This window comes from Pseudomonas sp. R32 (assembly GCF_009866705.1).
GTDB lineage: Bacteria > Pseudomonadota > Gammaproteobacteria > Pseudomonadales > Pseudomonadaceae > Aquipseudomonas > Aquipseudomonas donghuensis.
Window position 1 is genome coordinate 2434636 of record NZ_CP019396.1, and the last position, 24446, is coordinate 2459081.

Below are 24446 nucleotides of genomic sequence, written 5' to 3' on the forward strand. Positions count from 1 at the left end.
GCGCCTTTCCTTAACGTTGCGTGAGTTCGAGAAGAACCGAGATGACCCCGAAGAAAATCGCGATGGAAGAAAACAGCATCGCCTTGGAGGACCAGCGGTTCAGGGCGGCATCGAAGTTGACGGCGCCGTTGCTTAATGTGGTTTTTTGCCGGGTCCAGCTCTGCTGGTCCATGTGGAACAGGGCGTAGACTTTCATCAGCGAGCCGATGATCTGGTTGTAATAAAGAACGAACGGGTACACCGGGCTGACCGGGTGGCCGGCGAACAAAAACAGCACGGTGACGAGGCTGCGCGACAGCAGTACCCAGAACAGGTACACCAGCAGGTACTGGATGCCGAACACGATGCCGGCGACCACCGAGGCGCTCAGGCCCATCAGGCAGGTCCACATCGACACCCGCTGATCGAGCAGCACGTACAGGGTGAACAGGCCCAGGCGGGCGCGGCCGAGCAGGGCGGTGGCACGGAAGTTCTGGCGCAGCGAGTTGCCGTACCAGCGGAACATCAGCTGACGGGTGGCACGCCAGAAGCTGTTGTCTGGCGGATGCTCGACGGTCAGGGTGTTGCTGTCGGGCACGTAGAAGGTGTCCCAGCCGGCGCGCATCAGGCTCAGCCACGACGACTTGTCGTCACCGGTGAGAAACTGAAACCGCCCAAGGCGCCAGTGCTGGAGAAAATCCGCCTCGACGTCGCGGATGAAGTCCGGGTCGGTCATGACGCTGGCGCGAAAGAACGACAGCCGCCCGGTCAGGGTCAGCACCCGGTGCGACAGGGCCATCGAACACATGTTGATGTGCCGCTGGACGAAGCGCATCGAGTGCCATTGGCGCATCAGGTTGCTGCCTTCGACTTCGCAGAACTCGTTGGTGGTCAGGCCGCCGACGTTGGGCAGGTAGGCGAACAGCTTGACCGCGCGCTCGACGCAACCGGGCAGCATCATGGTGTCGCCGTCGACCACGCCGACCACCGAATCTTCCAGCGGCATCTGCCGTGACAGGGCGCGAAAGGCATGGGCCAGGCCGTCACGCTTGCCGGTGCCGCGGGCGCGGACGATCACCAGCTTGATGTCGTCGCGATCCTTGACCTCGTTGCGCATGATCTCTTTGATGAACTGCTCGTCGCCTTTCTCGACGATCGAGGCAATCACCGTGCACGGCACCTTCAGCCGCTGCACCTCCTGGAACACCGACTGGTAGACCTTGAAGGTGGTGTGGGTGGGGATGCGAAAACTGGTCACCACCATGAACATGTGCGCCGGCAGCGCCGCATCGCCCATGCGCTCGACCGCCTTGCGCATGCGCGGGAACTTCCAGTGCAGAAAGTACATGCCGCGCAGGTAGTGGACGATAGCGTTGCCGTAGCGCCACATGCCCAGTGCACCGATGATGAAGATGAACTTATGGTGCGCAGGGTCGAGGTACTGCGGTGCGACCATCTCCGACGCCAGCGCGATCAGGCCGAACAGGCAGGCCCAGGCGCAAAACCGCGCGCCTGCCTGCAGGTAGTCCGGCCGGCCCGAGGGCGGCTGTTGCTGTCGTTCCATGTAGTCGTTGCTCCTGTGTTCGGGCCACGCCCGGCTGAATGACATGCGCACTTTTCGCGCCTGGCCAAGACAAGGTCGGCCGGGCAGGAGGCAGGTGGGCAGTCAGTCAGGCGGGGTGCCTGGGTCAATCGCCGGGTACTCTCTGGATGGAGTACTGGGGCCTTACCAGCAGATACCTTCACGCTGGGCATCGCTGCCGTGGGCCATGAAGCCGACCAGGTCGATGATCTGCTTGCCGCCGCTGGCATCCAGGGCCTGGGCGAAACGGTCATCGTTGTTGCCCAGCACCACCACCTCGGCTTCGCGGATCACCTGCTGCAGGTCGTTGCACAGCAGCGACGAAACGTGAGGGATCTTCGACTCGATGTACTCGCGGTTGGCGCCGAACACCCGTGCGTACTCGACGTTGGCGTCGTAGATACTCAACTCGTAACCCTTGCCGATGAGCATTTCCGCCAGCTCCACCAGCGGGCTCTCGCGCAGGTCGTCGCTGCCGGCCTTGAAGCTCAAGCCCAGGAGGCCGATGCGGCGTTTGTCCTGGCGGGTGATCAGCTCGAAGGCGTTCTTCACCTGGTTGCGGTTGCTGGCCATGATCGAGGCCAGCAGCGGGTGCTCGACGTCCAGCTGGCCGGCGCGGTAGGTGAGGGCGCGCACGTCCTTGGGCAGGCACGAGCCACCGAAGGCAAAGCCCGGGCGCAGGTAGTAGCGCGACAGGTTGAGCTTGTAGTCCTGGCAGACCACGTCCATCACCTCGCGGCCATCGACGCCGGAAGCCTTGGCAATGTTGCCGATCTCGTTGGCAAAACTGACCTTGGTCGCGTGCCAGACGTTGCAGGTGTACTTGATCATCTCGGCGACTTCGATCGACTTGCGGATCACCGGCGCGTCCAGGCCCTGGTACAGCGACTGCAGCAGGTCGCCCGATTGCGTGTCCAGCTCGCCGATCACGGTCATGGCCGGGAAGTCGTAGTCCTGGATCGCGGTGCTTTCACGCAGGAACTCGGGGTTGACCGCCACGCCGAAGTCAATGCCGGCGCGCTTGCCGGCGTATTTTTCCAGGATCGGGATCACCACGTTCTTCACCGTGCCGGGCAGCACGGTACTGCGCACCACCACGGTGTGGCGGCTGGCCTTGTCGCGCATGGCGGTACCGATTTCGCGGCACACCGCCTCCATGTAGACCAGGTCCAGGTCGCCGTTCTTCTTGCTTGGGGTACCGACGCACAGCAGCGACATCTCGGTGGCCAGCACCGCGGCCTGGACATCCGTGGTGCCACGCAGGCGGCCGTGGCGCACGCCATCGAGCAGCAGTTGTTCCAGGCCGGGTTCGACGATGGGTGACTTGCCCTGGTTGATCATGTCGATCTTGGCTGGCGAGATATCCACGCCCAGCACCTGGTGCCCACGCGCGGACAAACAACCGGCACAGACAGCGCCTACATAACCCAATCCAAAGATGCTGATATTCATAGTTCCCTCTCCCAAGGTTCAGCAAAAGCTGACCGAGATACTCAGTTAAACGGCATGGTTGACGCGGCAGACGCGCAAGAAAAAGCAGCGCGCTAACAGGAGGCGATGCAGGCGTTTTCGTTGTCTTATTACATCCTAAGGGAGTTTTTTAAACTTCGGCAAGCTGTCTCTAACTCTGAGTTGGATAAAGTTTAAAAATGTTTTGTTAAAGTTTAAAAACCCTTATAAATCAACAATTTAAAGTTTGATATTAGTTGGGCGTCAAAAAACCGATATCGTCTTTTTGCCGTCAAAATGACGTCAGAAAGCCGTTGCTTCGACGGCTTTTGGCGTTTTTCAAGGTTTTTTTGACGGGCTTTTCCGGTGTCCTCTTGAACTTCTTTATTCTCTGCGCGCTGTTGTAGTAGAGCGTTGAAATTCCCCGGGTGATGGCATTTTGGCTAGCAAGGGAAGTTGTCCGGAACTATTAATGCCTTGTGCATGAAGTGCAGGCGTGAATTACAGGGTTTGCGGCGCTTGTCCTGACAACTGTGGACAGGTAGAACGGGCGTCGACTTGTGCAGCGGAGCTGATCGCGGCATAGTTCTGGCTTCGTTCGAGGCACGCCATTGAAGGTTGTGTGCTCATCCATCCGGATGCTGGATAAGGGACGCCAAGCAAATGAACGGAATCGGTTCGCGTATCAGGGAAGAAAGAGAACGGCTGGGCCTGACCCAGCGGGTATTTGGCGACATCGGCGGGGTCGAGCCCAACGCCCAGGGCAAATATGAAAGCGGCGAGCGTACGCCCAAGGCCGACTACCTGGCGGCGGTGGCGGCGCGCGGGGTCGATGCGCTGTATGTGTTGAGCGGGGTACATACTCCGGTTGCGCACGGCAGCCTGAACGCCGAAGAAGAACAGCTGCTCGGCAGCTTTCGCCTGCTGCAAGCAGCCGACCAGGCTGCCGTCCAGCAATTGCTGGGCAGCCTTGCCGAGCGTGTACAGCGCCCGCCGCTGAGGGTTGGCGGCCATGAGCGGGGTATCTATGGACGGTTGTCTGGCAAATGAAAAATGACGTCAGGCAAATGACCTGTTCCGTTAGGTCTACGGCTCTATTTTTTGCTAAGGTGGCGGGATCCAATTACCGCCGCAGTGCGAGGTGTCTGCTTGATTAGGGTGCTGGTGGTCGATGACCACGATCTGGTGCGTACGGGCATCACGCGCATGCTGGCCGATATCGACGGTCTGCAGGTGGTGGGCGAAGCCGACTCTGGCGAGGCATCGCTGAAGGTTGCGCGCGAACTCAAGCCCGACGTGGTCCTGATGGATGTGAAAATGCCCGGTATTGGCGGCCTGGAGGCGACGCGCAAACTGCTGCGCAGCCACCCGGACGTGAAAGTGGTGGCGGTGACCGTCTGTGAAGAAGACCCGTTCCCCACTCGGCTGTTGCAGGCCGGCGCCGCGGGTTACCTGACCAAGGGTGCAGGGCTGGATGAAATGGTCCAGGCCATCCGCCTGGTGTTTGCCGGGCAGCGCTACATCAGCCCGCAAATTGCTCAGCAGTTGGCGCTCAAGTCGTTCCAGCCGCAAGGCTCGCCGTTTGACGCGCTGTCGGAGCGGGAAATCCAGATTGCCCTGATGATCGTTGGCTGCCAGAAGGTGCAGATCATCTCCGACAAACTGTGCCTGTCACCGAAAACGGTCAATACTTACCGTTACCGGATCTTCGAAAAACTCTCGGTCACCAGCGACGTCGAGCTGACGCTGCTGGCGGTCCGCCACGGCATGGTTGACGCCAGTCTCTGAGCGCATTCATGACAGCTGTGTTCGATTCAAGCGCATTCCTGGCGACCTGCAGCGGTCGCCCGGGCGTCTACCGGATGTTCGACGGTGAGGCCCGGCTGCTGTATGTGGGCAAGGCCAAGAACCTCAAGAAGCGCCTCGCCAGCTACTTTCGCAAGACTGGCCTGGCGCCGAAGACGGCTGCCCTGGTGGCGCGCATCGCCCAGGTCGAGACCACCATCACCGCCAACGAGACCGAGGCGCTGCTGCTTGAGCAGACCCTGATCAAGGAATGGCGGCCGCCGTACAACATCCTGTTGCGCGACGACAAATCCTATCCTTATGTCTTCCTCTCCGATGGCGACTACCCGCGCCTGGGCATTCATCGCGGGGCCAAGAAGCAAAAAGGCAAGTATTTCGGCCCTTACCCCAGCGCCGGCGCCATCCGCGAAAGCCTGAGCCTGCTGCAGAAGACCTTTTTCGTCCGTCAGTGCGAAGACAGCTATTACAGCAACCGCACCCGGCCGTGCCTGCAATACCAGATCAAGCGCTGCAAGGCGCCCTGTGTCGGCCTGGTCGAGCCTGAGGAATACGCGGTCGATGTGCGCCACTCGGTGATGTTTCTTGAGGGCCGCAGCCACCAGCTGACCAACGAGCTGAACGCCGAGATGGAACAGGCGGCCATGGCCCTGGAGTTCGAGAAGGCCGCCGAACTGCGCGATCAGATCGCCTTGCTGCGCCGGGTCCAGGACCAGCAGAGCATGGAAGGCGGCAGCGGCGACGTCGATGTTGTCGCGGCGTTCGTCAACCCCGGCGGCGCCTGCGTGCACCTGATCAGCGTGCGCGGCGGGCGGGTGCTGGGCAGCAAGAACTTCTTCCCCCAGGTGGGCATCGAGGAGGAGGTGGCCGAGGTCATGGCCGCGTTCCTCTCGCAGTATTACGTGGGCAACGCCGAGCGCGAGCTGCCCGGCGAACTGATCGTCAACGTGGTGCACGAGGACTTCGCGGCCATCACTGCCGCCATCGAAACCCTGCGCGGCCGTGAACTGACCATCAGCCACCGGGTGCGGGGCACCCGTGCGCGCTGGCAGCAACTGGCGGTGACCAACGCCGAACAGGCGCTGGGTGCACGCCTGGCCAACCGCCAGCACATGGCTTCGCGCTTCGAGGCGCTGGCCCAGGTCCTGGCCCTGGACGAAACCCCGCAGCGCCTGGAATGCTACGACATCAGCCATTCCAGCGGCGAAGCCACCGTGGCCTCGTGCGTGGTGTTTGGCCCGGAAGGGCCGCTCAAGTCCGACTACCGGCGCTACAACATCGAAGGCGTGACCCCGGGTGACGACTACGCGGCCATGCACCAGGCCCTGACCCGGCGCTTTGGCCGGCTCAAGGACGGCGAGGGCAAGCTGCCCGACGTGCTCCTGGTGGACGGCGGCAAGGGCCAGTTGAACATGGCCCGGGAAGTGCTGCAGGAACTGGCGGTGCCCGACCTGATCCTGCTCGGGGTGGCCAAGGGCACCACGCGCAAGGCCGGTTTCGAAACCCTGTACCTCAATGATGTGGCCCACGAGTTCACCCTCAAGGGCGACTCACCGGCGCTGCACCTGATCCAGCAGATTCGCGACGAAGCGCACCGTTTTGCCATCACCGGCCACCGTGCCCGCCGTGGCAAGACCCGCCGCACCTCGACCCTCGAAGGCGTCGCTGGCGTCGGCCCGAAACGCCGCCGCGACCTGCTCAAGCACTTCGGTGGCTTGCAGGAACTGACCCGCGCCAGCGTCGAAGAAATCGCCAAGGCACCGGGAATCAGTAAAAAGCTTGCCGAGTCGATTTATGCCAACCTGCATAGCGAGTAGAATGCTCGCTCACTTTGCAGCCAGTTGTGCCGATGAATATTCCAAATCTGCTTACCGTTCTTCGCGTCCTGCTCATTCCGATCTTCATTTTGCTGTTCTATGTTCCGTATCACTGGAGCTATATCGCAGCGAGCAGTGTCTTCGCCATCGCCGCGGCCACTGACTGGCTGGACGGTTACCTGGCCCGTCGCCTGCAGCAGAGCACGCCATTCGGTGCCTTCCTCGACCCTGTGGCCGACAAGCTGATGGTGGCCGTGGCCCTGGTATTGCTGGTGCAAGTGCACGCCAACTTCTGGCTGACCCTGCCGGCAGCGGTGATCATCGGCCGCGAGATCGTGGTTTCGGCCCTGCGCGAGTGGATGGCGGAGCTGGGGGCGAGGGCGCATGTGGCGGTGTCGAACCTGGGCAAGTGGAAGACCGCGGCGCAGATGCTCGCCCTGGTGATTTTACTGGCCAACCCGCCGGTGCTGACGTTCTGGGTGATTCTGGGCTACGCCTTGCTGATGATCTCGGCCGGCCTGACCCTGTGGTCGATGGTGCACTACCTGCGCGCCGCCTGGCCGCACCTGCGCGAAGGCTCGGAACAGAAATAAAGCTTTTTTGAATCAAGGGCTTGACGAGATTTATTGAATCGTTACAATAGCCCCCATCACGACGCGGGAATAGCTCAGTTGGTAGAGCACGACCTTGCCAAGGTCGGGGTCGCGAGTTCGAGTCTCGTTTCCCGCTCCAAGATTCAGAAAAAAGCCACTCAGATGAGTGGCTTTTTTGTGCCTGAAAAATACCTCAGCGTGATATGCATTGCGCTGGACGTTCGAGCGCGTCAGTCGGTAGGCAGGTGAAACTGCACCTCCATGGCATCATGAAGGAGTCGGACGACCTCGATCACGTCGTCGTTTGCCACGCGATAGAACACGACATGGCGCGGGGTTTTGATCGTTCCATGGGGGTGTTTAGCCAGTTGGCGTGAGTAAATGAGGTGATAGCTGCGAAGGCTCGGTGCAGGCTCATCGCGGTCGTGGCTGCCAATGCGATAGGGCGTGTCGGCGATAGTTTGTAATGCGGAGAGGATCAGCGCCTGGTAGCGCTGGCGTGCTTGATCGCCGAACTGCGTCTGGGAGAGCCTGAGGATGTCGACAATGTCGGCGCGCGCCGCGTTGGAAATCCGATACTGCGGCATGCTCAATGTTTCTCGCGCGCGGGGAGGGTGGCCTCCAGGCTCAAGCCCTCGATGTAGTGCTCCAGATCCCCTTCGTTCAACTGAGTAAAGCGCCCGTGCTCAAGATCCATGATGCCGATCGAGGTCGCCTGACGCAGGGCCTCAATTTTGGCAGTGTCTTCGGCGATGCGCTGCTCCAATAGACGCAAACCTTCTCGCATCACTTCGCTGGCATTCTGATAACGGCCGGACTGCACCAGGTCCTGGATAACCTGATCCTGGTGAGGGGTGAGCACAACGTTTCGCGTCGCCATAATGAGCTCCAGCTTTCGGCAATCAGGTTCTTTCGATCAATGGCATATTATGCCAATTTACCCGCGAACACATAGTTTGGGAGTTGTATCTGACGAACTGTGTAGCACGGGGTCATCCTTTGCGCCGAACAGCGCCTGCAGACCCGGACCGCATGTGCACAAAGTCCAAACAAGGCTGTCGCAGGCGGGACGTCGTGGACAGCTTGATTGGTGCGGGCCTTGGGCCCTCAGCTTGGCCAAGCCTTGTTTGATGTTGTAGTGGTCTGATATCCAATCCGCCTATCAACAACCCGTGCAGTCGTAGCGAGGCAAAGGGACGGATTGGGTCTCTCGGTGTCTGCTGGTTGTCTATAATTTTTCAGAATCACACCGCTTTGGCATCGACTACACGACCGGGATAGAACGAGCATGTCCTCAGAGAATGAGCTTCCACTCGGGCCCGACACCTTATTTGACGACGCCGATTGCGGCCTGTTGCTGGCGGCAGCAAATGGGAGAATCGAACGGGCCAATCTAACTTTCTGTCGCTGGATCGGTTTCGGTCGGGAGGAACTGCTGGGGAGAACAATTCAGAGTCTAATGACCCTGGAGTCCAGGACCTTTCATCAGGTCTACTGGGGACCTCTAATGCAGATTCAAGGCTCAGTAGCCAATGTGAAATTTGATCTTGTTCATCGAGCAGGCTACTCAATCCCCATGATGCTCAGCGCCATTAGTTGCGAGCATTCAAACGGCATATTTCATGAGTTGACACTATTTAAAGCTGAAGATCGGCGAAGGTATGAGCGGGGGCTGGTTAATGCTCGAATGCTCGCTGAAGGGCATTTGGCCAAAAGTCTGAAAGCTCAAAGGTCTCAAGAGATCACGCAAGGTAAGCTGCGGACAATTTATGCCGCCGCCGAAGGTCGGGCGCTCTTCGCCGAACAGATGGTCGGGATCGTAAGCCACGATCTGCGCAATCCGCTTTCGGCAATCAGAATGGCGGCTGAAATTTTGTCACGTCGTGATCAGGATGCCAAGTCTATCCAGATGCTGGGTCACATCACCCATTCGGTCGAGCGGGCTCAGCGACTTGTAGCTGACCTGTTGGATTTTACGCTCGTACAGGTTGGTCGCGGGATCGCCGTGGTTTGTGCGCCTCTAAGCTTCCATGAGGTCGTTGCAGACTGCCTTAAGGAAATCCGGCTGTCGTTTCCCACGAGCGATTTGGTTCATGTACACAGCGGCCAGGGGGATTTCTTTGCAGACAGTGATCGGTTGTATCAGATGGTCGGTAATCTTGCGGCTAACGCCATCGCCTATGGCGCAGAGGGCTCCACTGTCACGGTGTCTACCCATGTTGAGGAAGAAACCGTCACCATTTCCGTGCACAACGTCGGAGCGCCGATTCCCACTGGGCTTCTGAAAAATCTATTCGAGCCTATGATTCGCGGTAGCCATGATAACGCAGAGCTACGCAGCGTGGGACTGGGGCTGTTTATCGTTCGTGAAATTGTAAGGGCTCATCATGGTGAGATCACTGTCAGTTCCACTGTTGAATTGGGTACTACATTCACCGCGACCTTCCCGCGGCTAAGGGCTATAACTTAGGGCGCTGGGTGGTAGACAGAGGGGATTGTGTTCGGTCGGCAGGACGTCTGAGGAGGGAGGTTGTGGTTATCCACCAAGGTGTTTAGGACTGAGATAAATACTAGGGTCTGTACGAAATATGCCTGCGCGACACTTATGCTGCGTTGAAAACAGATTCGGAATGCTCATTGACAGCCAGTCAAGTCGTGCGCGACCCCGGCCGTTGCTCGCCTGTTTTCGCCTTGCCTAAGCGCCGTTCGGCGATTTTTCGTACAGGTCTTAGCCCAGCTAAACGTAGGGTTGACCACCAAATCCCCTTGGGAGTCGCTGCAGCCCCGGCATGGCGGTGAGCTTGTCCCTCCAGGCTTCGCGCCAATTACTAGCGATGTGAAGGCCCTTGGCTTTCCGCGCGGCTCTGCGCGCTGCGTTGCGTGCATCTTTGCGGGCATCTTTGAATGCGTCGGTGCTACGACAGCTGCGGCATTTCACCCGCGTCAGTTCAGTGGTTGAGATTAGATTATCGCCATGATGGCCGCAGGCGAGATGTCCGGCGACCTTGAAGTGAGTGATCATTGGTGAGCTTCCTCGTGGTAAGTGCGGTGCTGGGAGCAATCCGATACGTGGTGCGGGAAGTGCCCCCAGTAATCCAGTTTTCCGAGTCTGACGGATAGTGGGCCGATGTTCTGTTCGCTGAAGCACATACCTGCGGCAGAGAGTGGACTGAGCCGGTGCTGGCCGGCCAGGAAAGGGCACATCAGCGTTAGTGCAAGGGTTGGTCTTGCCGCTCATACCACTTCATCAGAGGCAGAACCGACATGCCGTGTACCACGATAGAGACAGTGACGGTCACCAACGTCAGCGTTATCAATTGTTGAGCCAAGGTGGGGGGCAGACCATGGCGAATGGCGAACATCAGGTAAAAGATGGAACCTATTCCTCGTATCCCGAACCAGCAGATCATCATGCGCTGTGGTTTGGGCACGTATTCACCCAGCATCCCAATCGCAACAGCTAGCGAGCGCAGGAGCATGAACAACAAGGGTATGAACCACCACAACGCTGGCCAATACACCACGTAGGGCAGTAATGCCCCTACGAACAGCACCATCCCAAGCTCGGCCAGCTTTTCGAGTTGCTCATTGAACCCGATCACTGCGCTGGTCATGGTCGCGCTGGCATGGTGGGAGTGCGTGGCCAATGCCTTGTAGGCGTGGCCGCTCACACCAGGTCTCGTGCTCAGTGATGCCGCGTCGGGCTGCGGTTGTTCCTTGACCCTTTGTAGCGCCAGACCCGCGGCGAATACTGCCAGGAAGCCGGATGCCAGGCTCAGTTGCGCAGCGCCATAAGCCATCGCCAGCAGACCGAGTGAGAGGAATTCGTCCAGACCTACGGCCAGTCTATAGCGCGTACGCAGGTGAACAACGAGGCTACCGATGATTGCACCTAACGTAACGCCGATCAGCAGGCCTCCTGCTGTGGCCCAGATCAGGTCTATTGCCCACCAACGCCAGCCACCTCTGCCGAGGTCGTGCAGCCCCAGGAGCCCGAGGCCTAGTATCACGAAGGGGAACGCCGTTCCGTCGTTCAAGCCACCTTCCCCGGAAAGGCTGAAACGCAGGCGATCTGGATGTACTTCACTGTTAGTTTGCACCCCTGAGGCCAGCACAGGGTCTGTCGGGGCAAGGATGCCCCCTAGCAACACAGCTGCCCCCAGCGGAAGCCCCAGTCCCCAGAAACCGACGGCTGTGATAAGCCCTACCGTGAGCACCATGGATATGAGCGCCAAGCGTAGCGGCAGCCTCCAGCTTCGGTCGGAGAATGGAACAGCCCCCATCTTTAATCCCACATTGAACAGTGAGATAAGCACTGCGACCTCGGCGACCCATTCCAGCACATCGGCATGATGCGCAGGGTCCAAGGTGATCACCGCGAACACCGCAGGTCCTAGCATGTAGCCGACTAGAAGGTAGACCATGGCGCTGCTCAACAGTAACCGAGCGAGTAGGGTTGCCCCCAGCACCATGGTGATGAGTAAAGTCCCGAGGAGTAGTGACCATAGGGCAATAGACATGGCAGTCAGTTAACCTGGAGCGCGTTGTAACCTTGTCTAGCATCCTCTACCGGAGGGCCAGGTACTACAGAAAATTGAGTCCCTATGCCCACGTCGCCGGTAGGTGGAAATCCCCTGCGGGGCTATCATTGTGAAAGCACGTGTGTTCGCAGGCCATTGGCACCGTTGGAGAAACCATGTCTGAGCTTCCCCACCCGCTGCAGAACCGTCTGCTGGCGGCCTTACCCATAGAGATTCAAGAGCGGCTGATTCCCCAGTTAGAGTTGGTGGCCTTGCCCTTGGGCAAGGTTGTGTATGAGTCAGGTGATTCTCTGCAGTATGTCTATTTCCCTACCGACACCATTATTTCCCTGCTTTACGTGATGGAAGACGGTGCCTCGGCGGAAATATCCGTGGTGGGCAACGAAGGGCTCGTTGGTATAGCCGTCTTCATGGGCGGCGAAAGCACCCCAAGCCGGGCTATTGTGCAGAGCGCCGGGAACGCCTACCGGCTGGCGGGGCAGCGCCTGAAAAGTGAGTTCAACCGGCATGGTGAAATGATGCAGCTGCTGCTGCGCTACACCCAGGCGTTAATTACTCAAATGGCACAAACGGCAGTGTGCAACCGCCATCATTCAATCGACCAGCAGCTTTGTCGTTGGTTGTTGCTATCGCTGGATCGCTTGCCGAGTAATCAGTTGATCATGACCCAGGAGCTGATCGCTAACATGCTTGGCGTTCGCCGCGAGGGCGTCACGGAAGCTGCGGGTAAATTGCAGAAACTCGGTGTGATCGAGTACAGCCGTGGTCATATTGAGGTGTTAAATCGCGCGAAGCTTGAAATGCTGTGTTGCGAGTGTTATGCAGTTGTAAAGAAAGAAACCGATCGTCTTCTTGTGCATACTGCCTTCAGCCAAACCACTTCGCACTGAACAGGTCCAACAGCCAGGCTCACAGTGCGCCTGTGTACCTGTCACTATCGTGCTATCCCGTCGTGAGGCTTGTAAACGAAGAGCTTTCCTGTTTCGGCTGTCATGGTGTATTGCTTGGCCCAGTCGGGCGTTACGCCTTTGCTATGACGTGTGCCATCGCATACCTCAACCCAGGCGTGATTTTCAGGTTTCGGTGTTGATCGCGCGATAGCATTCGCATGACGCAGCCTCTAATCCCTTGCGGTCAAGGATGGTAATGTCACCGCGGGTGTATCGAATCAAGTTGCGCTGCTGCAGTGCACCAGCAGCCAAGGTCACTCCACTGCGCCTTACGCCAAGCATGTTGGCCAGGAGTGCGTGTGTTAGATAAAAATGGTTGGCGTGCGCACGGTCATGGGCCATCAGTAGCCAACGTGCTAGACGCGGCTCGATCTCATGGAAATGGATGCAGGCTACCGATTGCGCCAGTTGCTTGAGCAACTCATACAAGTATTTGTTCAGCCGATGCAACAGCAAGGGGTTATCGCGGAGCGCGACCTGCAACTGCGCGCAACTCATTCGCAGGCTGCTGCCGGCCCCGTGTACGATCGCGTGCATGGGGGCAGTGTCGATCCCTAGGGCAAGGGTCGCACCGAGCATGCCTTCATAGCCGATCAGACCTATCTCAAGGGGGGGACGGCCGCGCAACCCCGTCATCAGGGAAATAAATGCGGTACCTGGGAAGTACACATGCAGCAGGGGCTGGCCGGGCTGACACAACACCGTACCAAAGGCCAGGTCGACGCGCTCGCACTGATCCACTATTGAGTTATAGCCCTTTTTAGACAGGCCCTGGAGCAGTCGGTTCTCCACCTGCCGTGGTGTTTTGGCTAGCACGCGTTTGTCCTGCAGCACTGTGACGGTGGCAACAGAGGTGCTGTATGGCCTCGTGCAGAAAGTCTGGACGACGTTCGCCTAACAGTTTGTTCGCTACAGCACGCTCTCGTGTGGTTGCGAGAGTGCGTTCAGCGCTCTGTACGCCGGCCACGCTGTTTGTGTTTCCTGAATGCACCAGACTATTGAGTTGGATCAGCGATTCAAATCTTCTTTCAGGTCCCCGAGACCCGCTTGAATAGCGCCAACGGTTTTCTCAATCTTTCCTCGTTCCTCCAGGTGTTCGTTGCCAAAGGTTTTGCCTGCGACTTCCTTGATCGTACCTTCAATTTTTTTAACCCTGCCTTTTACTTGATTCTTGTTCATGGTGCACTCCAGTGTCGGCTTGCAATACAGCGTGCTTGTTGTCACGCGTTTATAGCGACCACGTACAAGAGGTTCGGTGCAAAAGAGTTTTAAGTCTGTACGGCAACACACATACCTGCAGACCAGTGGTCCGGAACTGTTGTTGTACTCACTTGTTTCTGGCACCCATTGTTTCCAACGATGTGTACTGTGTGCGGTGCCGTACAGATCGCCGCCAGTAAAGGGTTCACTCTGGTGTCGTTATATCGTTGGGCATGCGCGACAGCGATCAAACCTGTTCTTTCGCGCACTTGAGGAAATAGTCATGGGCGTGGGTACAATTCTATTAATCGTCTTAATCCTGCTACTGATCGGTGTGCTCCCGAGCTGGCCGCACAGCAGGAACTGGGGATATGCACCGACTGGCGGGTTGGGTATCGTGGTAATCATTGTCCTCGTATTGCTGCTGATGGGGTGGATATAACCGACTGGCCGCTGTCAGTCGCACAACCAACGATCACTTCCTTTCTATTACTGGTATTGGAGTTCAACAATGAAAAATTCATTGCGATTGTTGTTTTCGATAGTTTTTGTCGTTTTGTCATTGGCATCAGCAGGTCTCATTAACAGCGCGAGTGCTGCAACGGCCGCTGACCTAGACAAGGACTCCCAACAGGCCTTACAGATACTCTACAAGGCACACCCATTGGCCGAAACCATGTCGCGCACCGCCAAGGCTGTGCTCGTATTCCCCAACATCGTCAAGGCGGGCCTGGTGTTTGGTGGTAGTTATGGTGAGGGTGAGTTGTTGATAGGTTCTAAAGTAGACGGCTATTACAACTCTGTGACGGGCTCCTGGGGGTTGCAGGCAGGTGCGCAATCCTACGCTTATGCCGTGTTCTTGATGACCGACAAAGCCCTTCAGTACGTGCGTGATACGAAGGGCTGGGAGGTCGGCGTAGGGCCCACTGTCGTGGTTGTCGATCAGGGCGTGGCGAAAAATTTATCGAGTTCGTCGTTGCAACAGGATGCCTATGCGTTTGTCTTCGATCAGCAAGGATTGATGGCGGGTATCAGCATTGAGGGCACCAAGATTTCGCTCATCAAGCGCTAGCCCAGCGCACGCCCCGATCACTGTCGGGGCGTTCATCTCGGGAGCAATGCCGATGAATACCCTGACCATAGAAGGCTGGTGTAAGACCAGTAGCGAGGATACACCCATTGAACTGGGGCAAATCCATTTTCACGTCAGTGGGGCGGATCATCTGCGGCTTGAGGAGGCTGAAGAACAGCTGAAAAGGACCCAAGCGTCCGAGGTGATGGTCGATGTCGATATCAGTCAGATGGATTTGATACTGCCTCTGGAGTGTGGCCCATTATCTGATTGCCAATTTCGGGTTTATTTAAGTGCTCGTGACCAACGCGGTCAATTTCATTTGGTCGGGCATCGTGCTGCTGACGGTGCGCTGTTCTACAGCAATGCGGTCATGGTTGATCAATTGGGTTGACTGTGTGGGCGCATGTCTACTTCCGGTGACTTTGCTCATCACCGACTCCAACGCTCATTGCCGTCAGCATCTCGGGGGGATTGATTATGACATCCCCGCTGCTTTCATCAGGGCCTTGGTATTCTACGGTTGCGCTCCACACCGCGTTGCCTCCCGTATATTGCCAGATGCGCTCCAGCAGCTTTTTCCTATGGCTGACTCAGCGCAGGGATTCGGATGGAAGTGGGAGGAGGGCCTATAGATGTCCGTATCCGGCTGCCTGGGTGAAGTCGGCCAAATGCCAGATATCACCGTTCGCCCCCCAAGTTCCGTCAACAACCTCCTCGATCTGTATCGAGCTCAGCAACTGGCGCTGATCCTCCGCTGCCAGGCTCGATTGTATGGCGCAATGCAGTTCACGCACGTAGCGCTGACGCATCGGTGCATCAAGAACGCCGGCAGGCACCTTGACGATGACAATGCAGGGGACAACCCGGGCATGAGGAGCAACGCCTGCGCACAGCCATTCATCGGCCTGAACTTCCTCGATGAGCACCCAGCACAGCGCACGCTGCTGAGGGGCATCGCCCATGTGCTCATTAAGCATTGCCACGTCGCTTACGCTTCGAAGCAGTTGCTGGCGCTGTGGCTGGTTGAAAGCGCCGGTAGGCACCTTGATCAGGATATTTGGCATGGCGAAACCTCGCGGTTAACTGGAGGCGCTATTGGGCCAGTTATTGCTCTACTCGATAAGTGACCGATTCGTCTTCTTTCGGGCATAATCGGACAATGTACGATTTCACTGTCCTCGTCTTTCCCGGGGCGTTCGCCTCGAGCGTCGCAGCCACCCTGGACATCCTCGGCACCGCCGCCACACTTGCGCAACGGCGCGGCCTTGCCGTGCCACGCTGGCGCGTTTGTGGGCCGCAGCCAGGGCTGATTACGCTGGGCCAAGGCATGCTGCTGCAGGTTGACGCGCTGACCACAGACGTCGAGGACAACTCCTGCTGGGTCATTCCGGGCCTTGGCATCAGCGACTTCGACGCGCTGCTGCAGCGTCTTGAGGACGACTGGGTCCTTCAGACACTGCCAGCGCTGAAGGCGCATGTGAATCAAAGCAAGGAGATTGCAGCCTCGTGCTCGGCGGTCTTTCTCCTGCATGCCGCAGGGCTACTGACGGGGCGACGGGTGACGACGTCCTGGTGGCTCGCCCCTTGGCTGTCGAGCATTGCGCCTGACTGCATTGTCGACCCCAATGTCATGGTGCTCTGCGACCCGCCCTTGACGACCGCCGGCGCAGCCTTCGCGCAAACTGACCTGATGCTGCACCTGCTGCGCAGACGTCTGTCACCGGAGCTCGCCGACGTTGTGGGCAAGGCCCTTCTACTCGATGGCCGGCAGTTGCAATCCCCATTCATCAACCCGGCAATCATGGCCCAGGGCAATACGCTGGTCGCCAACCTCACCGCCTACATAGAAGCACGACTGCCCCATCCGCCCAGTGTCCCGAGCCTTGCAGCGTACGTCGGCATGTCTGAGCGAACGCTGTCCCGGCACCTTCAAAAAGCAACCGGTCTTTCAACTCGGAATTTGATCCAGCGTGTACAACTGAACAGGGCCCGCGTGCTGCTGGAAACCAGCAGGTACTCCGTTGAATTCATCGCCGAGCAGGTCGGATATCAGGATGCCACAGCCCTACGGCGACTTATGCGCCGCCTGTTGAACGCCTCCCCAAAACAACTGCGCCAGTAACCTCTCTCTCTGAAGATCTCGTCCGCAGACAGCTCGTAGCAGAAAGCTTGCACGATCGCCAAGGCGCTGAATTTATGCTTAGGTGCAGCGTACTCTCATCCACCTGTTGAGGCTCAGGGCCTGCTATGCGCGGTTCTGGTGGTGCAGGGTGGATAGGCGTGAAGGCCACGCTCATTGAGCCCCGTCGTCAGGTAGAGTACCTGTGCATGCTTCAGAGGCCGGCAGTCTGTAAGGAGTGCCCGAACATATAAACAGCAGACTGCGCTGGAGTAGCCCCGGCTTCGACGTTTGACGCGCCGATAAGGGTGGGCTTACAGCTGCGTTGTGTGACGGGTCTTTATTGGCGGAATTGATTATATGAAGTTGTTTAGACCGTTACTTCAGCGGCCGGTGGCGTTGTTATGGGGAGGGCTGGCGCTATCTTCGATCGGCGACGAGTTGTTCGCGATCGCCGTCGCCTGGATGGCAGTGCAGATCGCCGGCACCGATGCGAGTTGGCTTAGTGCGTTGCGCGGTGGGGCCGCGTTGGCGGGGGCGCTGCTGGGAGGGATCTGGGCTGAGCGTTGGGACCATCGACGCACGATGATCGGTGCCGACCTGACGCGGGCCGGGCTCGCCCTGCTTCCGATGCTGGCCTGGACGCTGGGCATCATGAGCCTGTGGATGCTGGCAGTGCCGGTCATGCTCATGATGATTGTCAACGCTTTGTTCGAACCGGCCTTGCGCGCCAGCCTGCCACGCATTGTCGTGGCGTCGGACCAGTTGCAGGCCGTCAATGCGCTATTCGACGCGATCATCCGGGTGGCTCGAGTGATCGGGCCGATGCTGGCCGCGGCAATTACGCTGCTGATTCCGCTTGAGCATCTGTTTACCCTCAATAGCCTGACTTTCCTGATCTCGGCTTGGGCGGTGATGAAGCTGAGCAAGGCATTGCCTCGTCAACCGCTCAAGGTGACGAGCCGGCGTGCCGCCTTCACTGCCGGTTGGCGCAGCCTGGTCGGTCGCCGGCAGATGCAGGCGGTGTATGTGTGTGCTGGATTGGGCAACATCGCCTGGAGTCTGGGCATTTCTATCGGCATGGCGCTGGCCGTGGTCAAATACGACATCCAGGGCTTCGGTGTACAGGACTTTGCCGCCTACGGCCTGATCATGGGCGCCTATGGCTGCGGCAACCTGATCTCTATTTTCGTCGTCGGGAACCTGCATATCCACCGCCTGTATGGTGGCTTTACCTTCGGCTCCGTGGTCAACGGCCTGGGCATTGCGACGATCGGTGCGGCGGTGATGTATTTGCCAGCGGAGTACGTCCTGGCCGGGATGATGTTCGGCGCCGGCCTGGCCGCGCTCGGTGGGCCACTGATCGACATTTCATTCATTCTGCTGATTCAAACCACATTCAGGCAAAGCGAGATCGCCGGGCTGGCAAGGTTGCGCTTTGCTACGCTGGGTGCCTCCATTCTCATTGCCGGGGCCTGCGGCGCGGCACTTTATGCGCGGTTCGAAACCGGTATGGTCATCCTCGGTAGCGGGATTTTCGAAGTGATCGTCGGTGCGATGGTATTGCTCGTTCCCAAGGACAATGAAGCTGCCTGAGGCTCATTACTTTTCCGAGGAGGAAATAGCCTGGAAAAGGAACGCCATGTTGCCTCCAGCGACGAGAAAAACATCACCCGGTTCATCGAACTTCTTAGCCAGCCCGTTATCCCTGGCTATTTGTGCCAAGACGCGACGGCGGGCTGCAACGCGATTGGCCAACCCTGGTTGAAGCCTCCCGAATTACCTCATTCTTATACTGATGCCCTGACCACCAATGGACAATCCACTGGCTGAGCTCCCGATTCCTCAAGGCTGTCGATCAAGTGCCGGGCAGCCTTGCGACCGATTTCGTAGTACGGCAGTTGCACCGTGGTCAGCGGCGGGATGAACAGCTCAGCAATACCGATCATGTTGTCGTAGCCGAGCACGGCGACATCGTCGGGAATTTTCAGACCACGGCCCAACAGCACTTGATAGGCACAAAAAGCAATGCGGTCGTTGCCACAGATCAGAATGTCGAATTGGGGACGACCATCAGTGATGTGCCGGTCGAGGATGGCTGCGGTTTCACCATAGGCGTCATGATCGGACAGGTCGTACTGCAGGAGTGCGTCAGGCGCCAGTCCGAATGCCTGACAAGCACGCTGCATGCCTTTCTGACGCAGCCCCCAGGCCAGACTCTGTTTGGGCAGGTTGATAAACAGAGGACGCTGATAGCCTTGGCTCAATGCGTGATGCACGGCTCGATACTGCCCCGTTTCGTCGTCGGGCACATAACTGACCAGGTGGCTGTCGTCCGCCAGGCAATTGGCGAGTACCAGGGGTTTGCTCTTCAACCGCTCGGGAATGCACACCTGGCGCAACCCCATGGCGCTGAAGATCAACCCGTCAGGGCGGTGTGACAACATAAGGTCGATGTTCTGGTCGGTAGGCGGGTTGCTTAGCAGGTTAAGGATAAAGACATTCCAGCCTGCTTGCTGCGCGGTCTGTTCGATGGACAGCAGCAGCTCGACGGCGAACGGCGTGGTCGCAGTGTCCAGCGCGAACACACCGATGGTTCGTGTCTGGAGGTTGTCGCCGCGAATCTTGCGCGCCGACAGGCTCGGAACGAATTGCAGTTCATCAATGGCACGACGTACCCGCTGATAGGTTTCGGGGCTCAATTTTTCCGGATTGTTGAGCGCTCTAGAAACCGTCATCAGGGACACGCCGGCCAGTTGTGCAACGTCTTTCACTGAAGTCATACGAGGCGAGACCGGTCAGGTTTGCGGAGAATCATGACACATGGCCTGCGCTTCTTGCGATCCGAATGACGCAGCTCATAGCCATCCCGAGGCGAGAGGCCATGCTCTGGGAATGCAGACACGCCCGCCATTCCCGCTTGCAAGGAGCTTCACCCCCAGACTGTCGGGCTGCGGATAGAGGCGACTGCTGAGGCTAAAGCACCCGCTTTCGTCGAACACCTCGATGGACGAGCGATCCAGGAACACGCGCAGTTCGAGTCGCTCCTGCCTTGCGTCTATCGCCACACTGCGCTGACCTGTGGCTTGCGCACCCGAGTGGCTGCGGTCAAGCACCAGACGACGTAACGACGCATCATAGTAGAGTAGGGTTTCCTCATGGCCATCGTCGCTGCAGCGCAAGGCGATTCCCAAGTGCCCATCGGTGCAGCCGAGCAAATCCAGATGCACATGGAGTTCGAGCATATCGCCCTTCACTTGCGGCACCCACCGGGTTCCCGACCCATCCCACCATGGCGTACTCGGCAATGGCGCCTTGCGTAGAGCGCTGAGCTCCCGTGCCGGATACACGTGCAGGCGATCTGCGCGCAGTTCAAGTTCGCGCGGTAAACCGAGCATGCCGCACCAGTGATGGGCTCTGCTCGGCATCGGGCTTTCCCACATGTCGAGCCACGCCCACAAAAGTCGTCGACCATCGGCGGCTATCAACGTTTGCGCTGCATAGAAATCGTGGCCGTTATCCAGCTCGATAAAAGGCCCGCCAGTGAAGTGCCACTCGCTGTTGAGTCGGCCCACTCGATAACCGGTCTGGTACTTGTTGAGCCGTTCATAACCTTGGGGTTGCATGCCTTGGGGGGAGTACAGCAGCACATCGCGTCCGTTCAGTCGAAACAGATCCGGGCACTCCCACATGTAGCCATCGCCCTCGCTGCCACTGGACACGTAATCGAGGAACTCCCAGGTGAACAGGTCCGTAGAACGGTACAGCGGGAGCAGCGGCCTATCGCCCAGACGTGCGCCGGCAATGAGGTACCAAAAGTCATCCTCTTTCCATACCTTGGGGTCACGAAAGTGCATTATCGTGTCGTGCGGCGCGGTCTCGATGACTGCGCCCTGCTTGACGAACCGGATGCCGTCGATACTGGTGGCCAGGCACTGTACTTGACGGATCAAGCGTTCGTCACCCACTTCCCCCAGCCAGGTGTGTCCGGTGTAGATCAGTGCGAGGGTATCCCCGTACACCACCGCACTACCGGAAAAACATCCATCACGGTCGAAGTCATCGCCGGGTGCCAGTGCAATGGGCAGGTGCTGCCAATGAACCAGATCGGCGCTTTTGGCGTGCCCCCAATACATCGGGCCCCATTTCGCTTCGAAGGGGTAATGTTGATAGAAAACGTGATATTCGCCACGAAAGTACACGACCCCGTTAGGGTCGTTCATCCAACCTGCCGGGGGAGCGATATGATAACCGGGCCGATAATCCTGGATGACACGAGACAGGCCGTCACTCAGTGCCTGCTGCGCAAGATCAAGGGAAGAAGACATTGGATCGCTCATGTTGTTCGAAGACAAGGTCATAGGGCCGGTGCTCGGTCTGAGCGCAGAGAGACTTCATTCGGACGGGTTTCAATGGCTTGTGGATGACGCTCCAAGACCGTACCGTCGTTGTCGAACAGGTGCAGGTTGTCGATGTCCAGCTGCAGTTCGACCCGATCGCCCGCCTGCCAGCCGGCGCTGACCTCGCAACGACAGATCAGTGGCTCCTCCTGGCCTGTTTCGAGGTGCACATACGTTTCGCTGCCAAGGTATTCGACCCCGGCCACGACGATCCCGACTGCCCCCCCTGCCGCTTTGAGCGAAACATGCTCCGGGCGAACCCCCAGGCTCAGTAACGTGCCTGCCGCCAGGTGTGAGCTGTCGAAGGGTAGGGAGGTCATACCCAAAACGGGGGTATCGACCAGGCTGGTTTCGCCCGGGGTATGCAGGCGCGCCGCTAGAAAGTTCATTTTTGGCGAACCGAGAAAGCCGGCGACAAAGCGGCTCGCTGGGCGCTCATAGAGTTCGCGCGGTGAGCCGATCTGCTCTATATGACCGCCATTGAGCACAACAATTTTGTCGGCAAGGGTCATCGCTTCCACTTGATCGTGGGTGACGTAGATCATGGTCGAGCTCAGTCGAGCATGCAGCCGGGCGATTTCGTTGCGCATCTGCACCCGTAAAGATGCATCCAGATTGGAGAGGGGTTCATCGAATAACAAAATGTCCGGCTCCCGCGCCATGGCTCTGCCCATTGCTACACGCTGACGCTGTCCTCCAGACAGTTCCTTTGGTTTGCGTTGCAGCAATTTGTCCAATTGAAGGATCTGCGCTGTTTTCAGCACGCGTTCGCGCAGGGTGCTCTTTTCGGTCTTGGCCAGTTTGAGGCCAAAGCTGATGTTGTCGTAGACGCTCATGTGCGGATACAGCGCATAAGACTGAAACACCATGCCGACGCCACGCTCACGCGGTTCCAGGTCGTTGACCCGTTGCCCGTCGATCAGCAGGTTGCCGGCGCAGATCGAATCCAGTCCGGCGATCAGTCGCAGCAGGGTCGACTTTCCGCAGCCCGAAGGGCCAATGAAAACTACGAATTCACCCGCAGCGATCTCCAGGTTAACGTCGCGAAGTATCTGCATGCCGCCCAGTTGCTTGTTCACGTTGTCTAGTTTCAGTTTGATCACGATGCTGTTCCTTGTACTTGTTGGGCATCAACCCTTTAACGCGCCGGCAGTGAGACCGGATACGATTCGGCGCTGGAAGATCAGCACCAGAATTACCAGAGGGACGGTGACCAGCACCGATGCGGCCATCAACAGCCCCCACGGCAGTTCATGGGGGCTACCGCCGGAAATCAAGGCAATGGCGACCGGCACCGTGCGTTGCGTGTCGGTGAGGGTCAAGGTCAAGGCAAACAGGAACTCGTTCCACGCTGCAATAAAAGCCAACAAACCCGTGGTGATCAGTGCAGGCCATAGCAGCGGCAACAGCACCCGGGTAAGGGTTACCCAGGGCGAAGCGCCATCCATGATTGCCGCTTCTTCCAGTTCATGTGGCAGTTGGCCCATGAACGTGGTCAGCACCCAGACGGTGAACGGCAGGGTGAAAATCGTGTAGCTCAGGATCAATGCCCAAGACGTGTTGTACAGGCCCAGGGCACGTATCACTTCGAACAGCCCCGACAGCACGGCAACCTGGGGAAACATCGACACGCCAAGCACCATCATCAATACCGTGCCACGCCCACGGAACTTCACCCTTCCTAAGGCATAGGCGGCGGTCACACTGAGGAACAGCGCCAGGGTCACCACGCAAAGCGCAACCACCAGCGAGTTACCGATCGCTCGCAGGAATGAGGCTTGGTGGAGTACCGCCGCGTAATTGGAGAAGTCGGGGCTTTCGACCCAGTAGCTCACCTGGAACAAGGCACCAGACGGCTTTAGCGAAGTCACGATGGCATAGTAGAAAGGGAAGACCGCATACAGCAGCAAAACCCCGATCAGACACCAGAACCCGAGACGTAACAGCGTTTTTTTGAGTAGGCGCAGGCTCATGACCGAACCTCCATTTGACGGCGTCCGAGGTAGAGATAAAGCATGGCGATTACCGCAACGACCAGAAACAGCAGAGTCGAGGCCGCGCTGCCATAGCCAACATCCTGGAACTCCACCAGGTGCTGGCGGGCATAGACCGACATGCTCATGGTGCTCGAAGAATTCGAGGTCAGCACATAGATCACGTCGAACACTCGCAGGGAATCGAGGATGCGGAAGATCGCCGCCACCAACAATGCAGGCATCAACAGAGGAAGCGTGACACGCCAGAACACCTTCAGCGGGTGAATGCCATCGACCCTGGCGGCGTCGTAGCAATCGCTCGGCAACATCTGCAAGGCCGCCAGCATCAGCAGCGTGACAAACGGGACGGTCTTCCAGACATCGACGATGATCACCGCCCACATCGACAGATCCGCATCTGCCGTCCAGGCCAGGGGCGCGTCAATCAGGCCGACGCTCAGCATCAGGTGATTGATGATGCCGAACTGGTCGTTGAGCATCCACGACCAGATCTTCGCCGAGACAATGGTAGGAATCGCCCAAGGAATCAGAATCAACGCACGCACCAAGGCGCGGCCGGTGAACTTGATGTTCAACAGCAACGCCACCAGTAGGCCCAGGACGACTTCCAGTCCCACTGACACCACGGTGAAATGCAAGGTGTTGCGAACAGCGTTCCACCATTGAGGATCAACCAGGATGCCCGACCAGTTGGAACCGTTGTGGAACAGATAATTGCTCAAGCCTACGAAGGATCCTTCACTGGTGTCCGCCAGGTTGGCGTCCGTCAGGCTGAACCAGAATGTGCGCAGTAGCGGCCAGACCGCCACCAGAGCCAGACACAGCAACATCGGTGTCAGAAACAGCCAGGCGGTGCGTACTTGGCGGCGCTGTACAGGCGTTTCCCGGGTGAGCAGGAGCTGCTCACGGGGGGCATGGGTAGTAGAGACAGGCATGGCGAT

General features: G+C 58.3%; 25 protein-coding genes and 1 tRNA gene. 12 read left to right on the forward strand and 14 right to left on the reverse strand.

Features of this window, described 5'->3' with window-relative positions:
* Positions 1-10 precede the first annotated feature (10 nt).
* Both PspR32_RS11310 and PspR32_RS11315 read right to left on the reverse strand, forming a co-directional pair.
* Positions 11-1543, reverse strand: a complete 1533-nt coding sequence (locus PspR32_RS11310) for a glycosyltransferase (protein WP_010221874.1) — start codon at positions 1541-1543, stop codon at positions 11-13.
* A gap of 162 nt (positions 1544-1705) precedes the next feature.
* A complete protein-coding gene (locus PspR32_RS11315) occupies positions 1706-3013 on the reverse strand; it encodes a nucleotide sugar dehydrogenase (protein ID WP_010221875.1) in 1308 nt (435 codons plus the stop codon).
* 660 nt (positions 3014-3673) lie between these two features.
* Here PspR32_RS11315 and PspR32_RS11320 point away from each other — a divergent pair.
* The 5 genes from PspR32_RS11320 to PspR32_RS11340 all read left to right on the forward strand — a co-directional run bounded on the left by PspR32_RS11320 (position 3674) and on the right by PspR32_RS11340 (position 7362).
* The gene (locus tag PspR32_RS11320; protein WP_010221876.1) at positions 3674-4060 is read left to right on the forward strand and encodes a helix-turn-helix domain-containing protein; all 387 of its coding nucleotides are present in this window, start codon (positions 3674-3676) and stop codon (positions 4058-4060) included.
* A 99-nt stretch (positions 4061-4159) separates the two neighbouring features.
* Positions 4160-4798, forward strand: coding sequence for a response regulator transcription factor GacA (gene gacA / locus PspR32_RS11325; protein ID WP_010221877.1), 639 nt, complete (start codon positions 4160-4162; stop codon positions 4796-4798).
* A gap of 8 nt (positions 4799-4806) precedes the next feature.
* On the forward strand, positions 4807-6630 hold the full coding sequence (uvrC, locus tag PspR32_RS11330) for an excinuclease ABC subunit UvrC (protein WP_036995958.1): 1824 nt from the start codon (positions 4807-4809) through the stop codon (positions 6628-6630).
* 32 nt (positions 6631-6662) lie between these two features.
* On the forward strand, positions 6663-7223 hold the full coding sequence (pgsA, locus tag PspR32_RS11335) for a CDP-diacylglycerol--glycerol-3-phosphate 3-phosphatidyltransferase (RefSeq protein WP_010221879.1): 561 nt from the start codon (positions 6663-6665) through the stop codon (positions 7221-7223).
* 63 nt (positions 7224-7286) lie between these two features.
* A tRNA-Gly gene (locus PspR32_RS11340) sits at positions 7287-7362 on the forward strand.
* Between the two features lie 91 nt (positions 7363-7453).
* Here the strand turns inward: PspR32_RS11340 and PspR32_RS11345 are convergent.
* The gene (locus PspR32_RS11345; protein WP_159388494.1) at positions 7454-7810 is read right to left on the reverse strand and encodes a type II toxin-antitoxin system RelE/ParE family toxin; all 357 of its coding nucleotides are present in this window, start codon (positions 7808-7810) and stop codon (positions 7454-7456) included.
* Between the two features lie 2 nt (positions 7811-7812).
* A complete protein-coding gene (locus PspR32_RS11350; protein WP_036995910.1) occupies positions 7813-8103 on the reverse strand; it encodes a type II toxin-antitoxin system ParD family antitoxin in 291 nt (96 codons plus the stop codon).
* Positions 8104-8511: 408 nt separating this feature from the next.
* Between PspR32_RS11350 and PspR32_RS11355 the strand changes: the two genes are divergently transcribed.
* Complete coding sequence (locus PspR32_RS11355) at positions 8512-9693, forward strand: PAS domain-containing sensor histidine kinase (RefSeq protein WP_036995909.1); 1182 nt, start codon at positions 8512-8514, stop codon at positions 9691-9693.
* 267 nt (positions 9694-9960) lie between these two features.
* Here the strand turns inward: PspR32_RS11355 and PspR32_RS26365 are convergent, their stop codons facing one another.
* Positions 9961-10245: a hypothetical protein gene (locus tag PspR32_RS26365; protein ID WP_081839672.1), complete on the reverse strand. Its 285-nt coding sequence runs from the start codon at positions 10243-10245 to the stop codon at positions 9961-9963.
* A gap of 187 nt (positions 10246-10432) precedes the next feature.
* Positions 10433-11743 carry a cation:proton antiporter gene (locus PspR32_RS11365; protein WP_159388495.1) on the reverse strand — a complete coding sequence of 437 codons (1311 nt, stop codon included), beginning with the start codon at positions 11741-11743 and terminating at the stop codon, positions 10433-10435.
* A gap of 176 nt (positions 11744-11919) precedes the next feature.
* Between PspR32_RS11365 and PspR32_RS11370 the strand changes: the two genes are divergently transcribed.
* On the forward strand, positions 11920-12654 hold the full coding sequence (locus PspR32_RS11370; RefSeq protein WP_036995907.1) for a Crp/Fnr family transcriptional regulator: 735 nt from the start codon (positions 11920-11922) through the stop codon (positions 12652-12654).
* Between the two features lie 183 nt (positions 12655-12837).
* Here the strand turns inward: PspR32_RS11370 and PspR32_RS11375 are convergent, their stop codons facing one another.
* Together PspR32_RS11375 and PspR32_RS11380 are read right to left on the reverse strand one after the other, a co-directional pair.
* Entirely contained in the window at positions 12838-13530 is a 693-nt protein-coding gene (locus tag PspR32_RS11375; RefSeq protein WP_103143295.1) for a Crp/Fnr family transcriptional regulator, read from the reverse strand.
* Between the two features lie 192 nt (positions 13531-13722).
* Complete coding sequence (locus PspR32_RS11380; RefSeq protein ID WP_159388496.1) at positions 13723-13893, reverse strand: CsbD family protein; 171 nt, start codon at positions 13891-13893, stop codon at positions 13723-13725.
* Positions 13894-14197: 304 nt separating this feature from the next.
* Here PspR32_RS11380 and PspR32_RS11385 point away from each other — a divergent pair, with 304 nt between their 5' ends.
* The 3 genes from PspR32_RS11385 to PspR32_RS11395 all read left to right on the forward strand — a co-directional run bounded on the left by PspR32_RS11385 (position 14198) and on the right by PspR32_RS11395 (position 15380).
* Complete coding sequence (locus PspR32_RS11385) at positions 14198-14356, forward strand: DUF3309 family protein (protein WP_036995906.1); 159 nt, start codon at positions 14198-14200, stop codon at positions 14354-14356.
* A gap of 69 nt (positions 14357-14425) precedes the next feature.
* Complete coding sequence (locus tag PspR32_RS11390; RefSeq protein WP_036995905.1) at positions 14426-14986, forward strand: YSC84-related protein; 561 nt, start codon at positions 14426-14428, stop codon at positions 14984-14986.
* A gap of 52 nt (positions 14987-15038) precedes the next feature.
* Complete coding sequence (locus tag PspR32_RS11395) at positions 15039-15380, forward strand: hypothetical protein (RefSeq protein ID WP_159388497.1); 342 nt, start codon at positions 15039-15041, stop codon at positions 15378-15380.
* A gap of 235 nt (positions 15381-15615) precedes the next feature.
* On the opposite strand, the gene PspR32_RS11400 is transcribed toward PspR32_RS11395, so the two are convergent.
* Positions 15616-16053, reverse strand: a complete 438-nt coding sequence (locus PspR32_RS11400; RefSeq protein WP_159388498.1) for a tautomerase family protein — start codon at positions 16051-16053, stop codon at positions 15616-15618.
* A 95-nt stretch (positions 16054-16148) separates the two neighbouring features.
* Between PspR32_RS11400 and PspR32_RS11405 the strand changes: the two genes are divergently transcribed.
* On the forward strand, positions 16149-17111 hold the full coding sequence (locus PspR32_RS11405) for a GlxA family transcriptional regulator (RefSeq protein ID WP_036995902.1): 963 nt from the start codon (positions 16149-16151) through the stop codon (positions 17109-17111).
* A gap of 357 nt (positions 17112-17468) precedes the next feature.
* The gene (locus PspR32_RS11410) at positions 17469-18704 is read left to right on the forward strand and encodes an MFS transporter (protein WP_159388499.1); all 1236 of its coding nucleotides are present in this window, start codon (positions 17469-17471) and stop codon (positions 18702-18704) included.
* Between the two features lie 194 nt (positions 18705-18898).
* Here PspR32_RS11410 and PspR32_RS11415 read toward each other — a convergent pair whose 3' ends face one another.
* The 5 genes from PspR32_RS11415 to PspR32_RS11435 all read right to left on the reverse strand — a co-directional run bounded on the left by PspR32_RS11415 (position 18899) and on the right by PspR32_RS11435 (position 24440).
* A complete protein-coding gene (locus PspR32_RS11415; RefSeq protein WP_010221887.1) occupies positions 18899-19891 on the reverse strand; it encodes a LacI family DNA-binding transcriptional regulator in 993 nt (330 codons plus the stop codon).
* 75 nt (positions 19892-19966) lie between these two features.
* Positions 19967-21469 carry a glycoside hydrolase family 32 protein gene (locus tag PspR32_RS11420; RefSeq protein ID WP_026001237.1) on the reverse strand — a complete coding sequence of 501 codons (1503 nt, stop codon included), beginning with the start codon at positions 21467-21469 and terminating at the stop codon, positions 19967-19969.
* On the reverse strand, positions 21466-22611 hold the full coding sequence (locus PspR32_RS11425; protein ID WP_010221889.1) for an ABC transporter ATP-binding protein: 1146 nt from the start codon (positions 22609-22611) through the stop codon (positions 21466-21468). The genes PspR32_RS11420 and PspR32_RS11425 overlap by 4 nt, the downstream gene beginning before the upstream one ends.
* A gap of 27 nt (positions 22612-22638) precedes the next feature.
* Positions 22639-23481 (reverse strand): carbohydrate ABC transporter permease, encoded by an 843-nt coding sequence (locus PspR32_RS11430; RefSeq protein ID WP_159388500.1) that lies wholly within the window; start codon positions 23479-23481, stop codon positions 22639-22641.
* A complete protein-coding gene (locus PspR32_RS11435; RefSeq protein WP_010221891.1) occupies positions 23478-24440 on the reverse strand; it encodes a carbohydrate ABC transporter permease in 963 nt (320 codons plus the stop codon). Before PspR32_RS11435 ends, PspR32_RS11430 begins: the two co-directional genes overlap by 4 nt.
* Positions 24441-24446 lie beyond the last annotated feature (6 nt).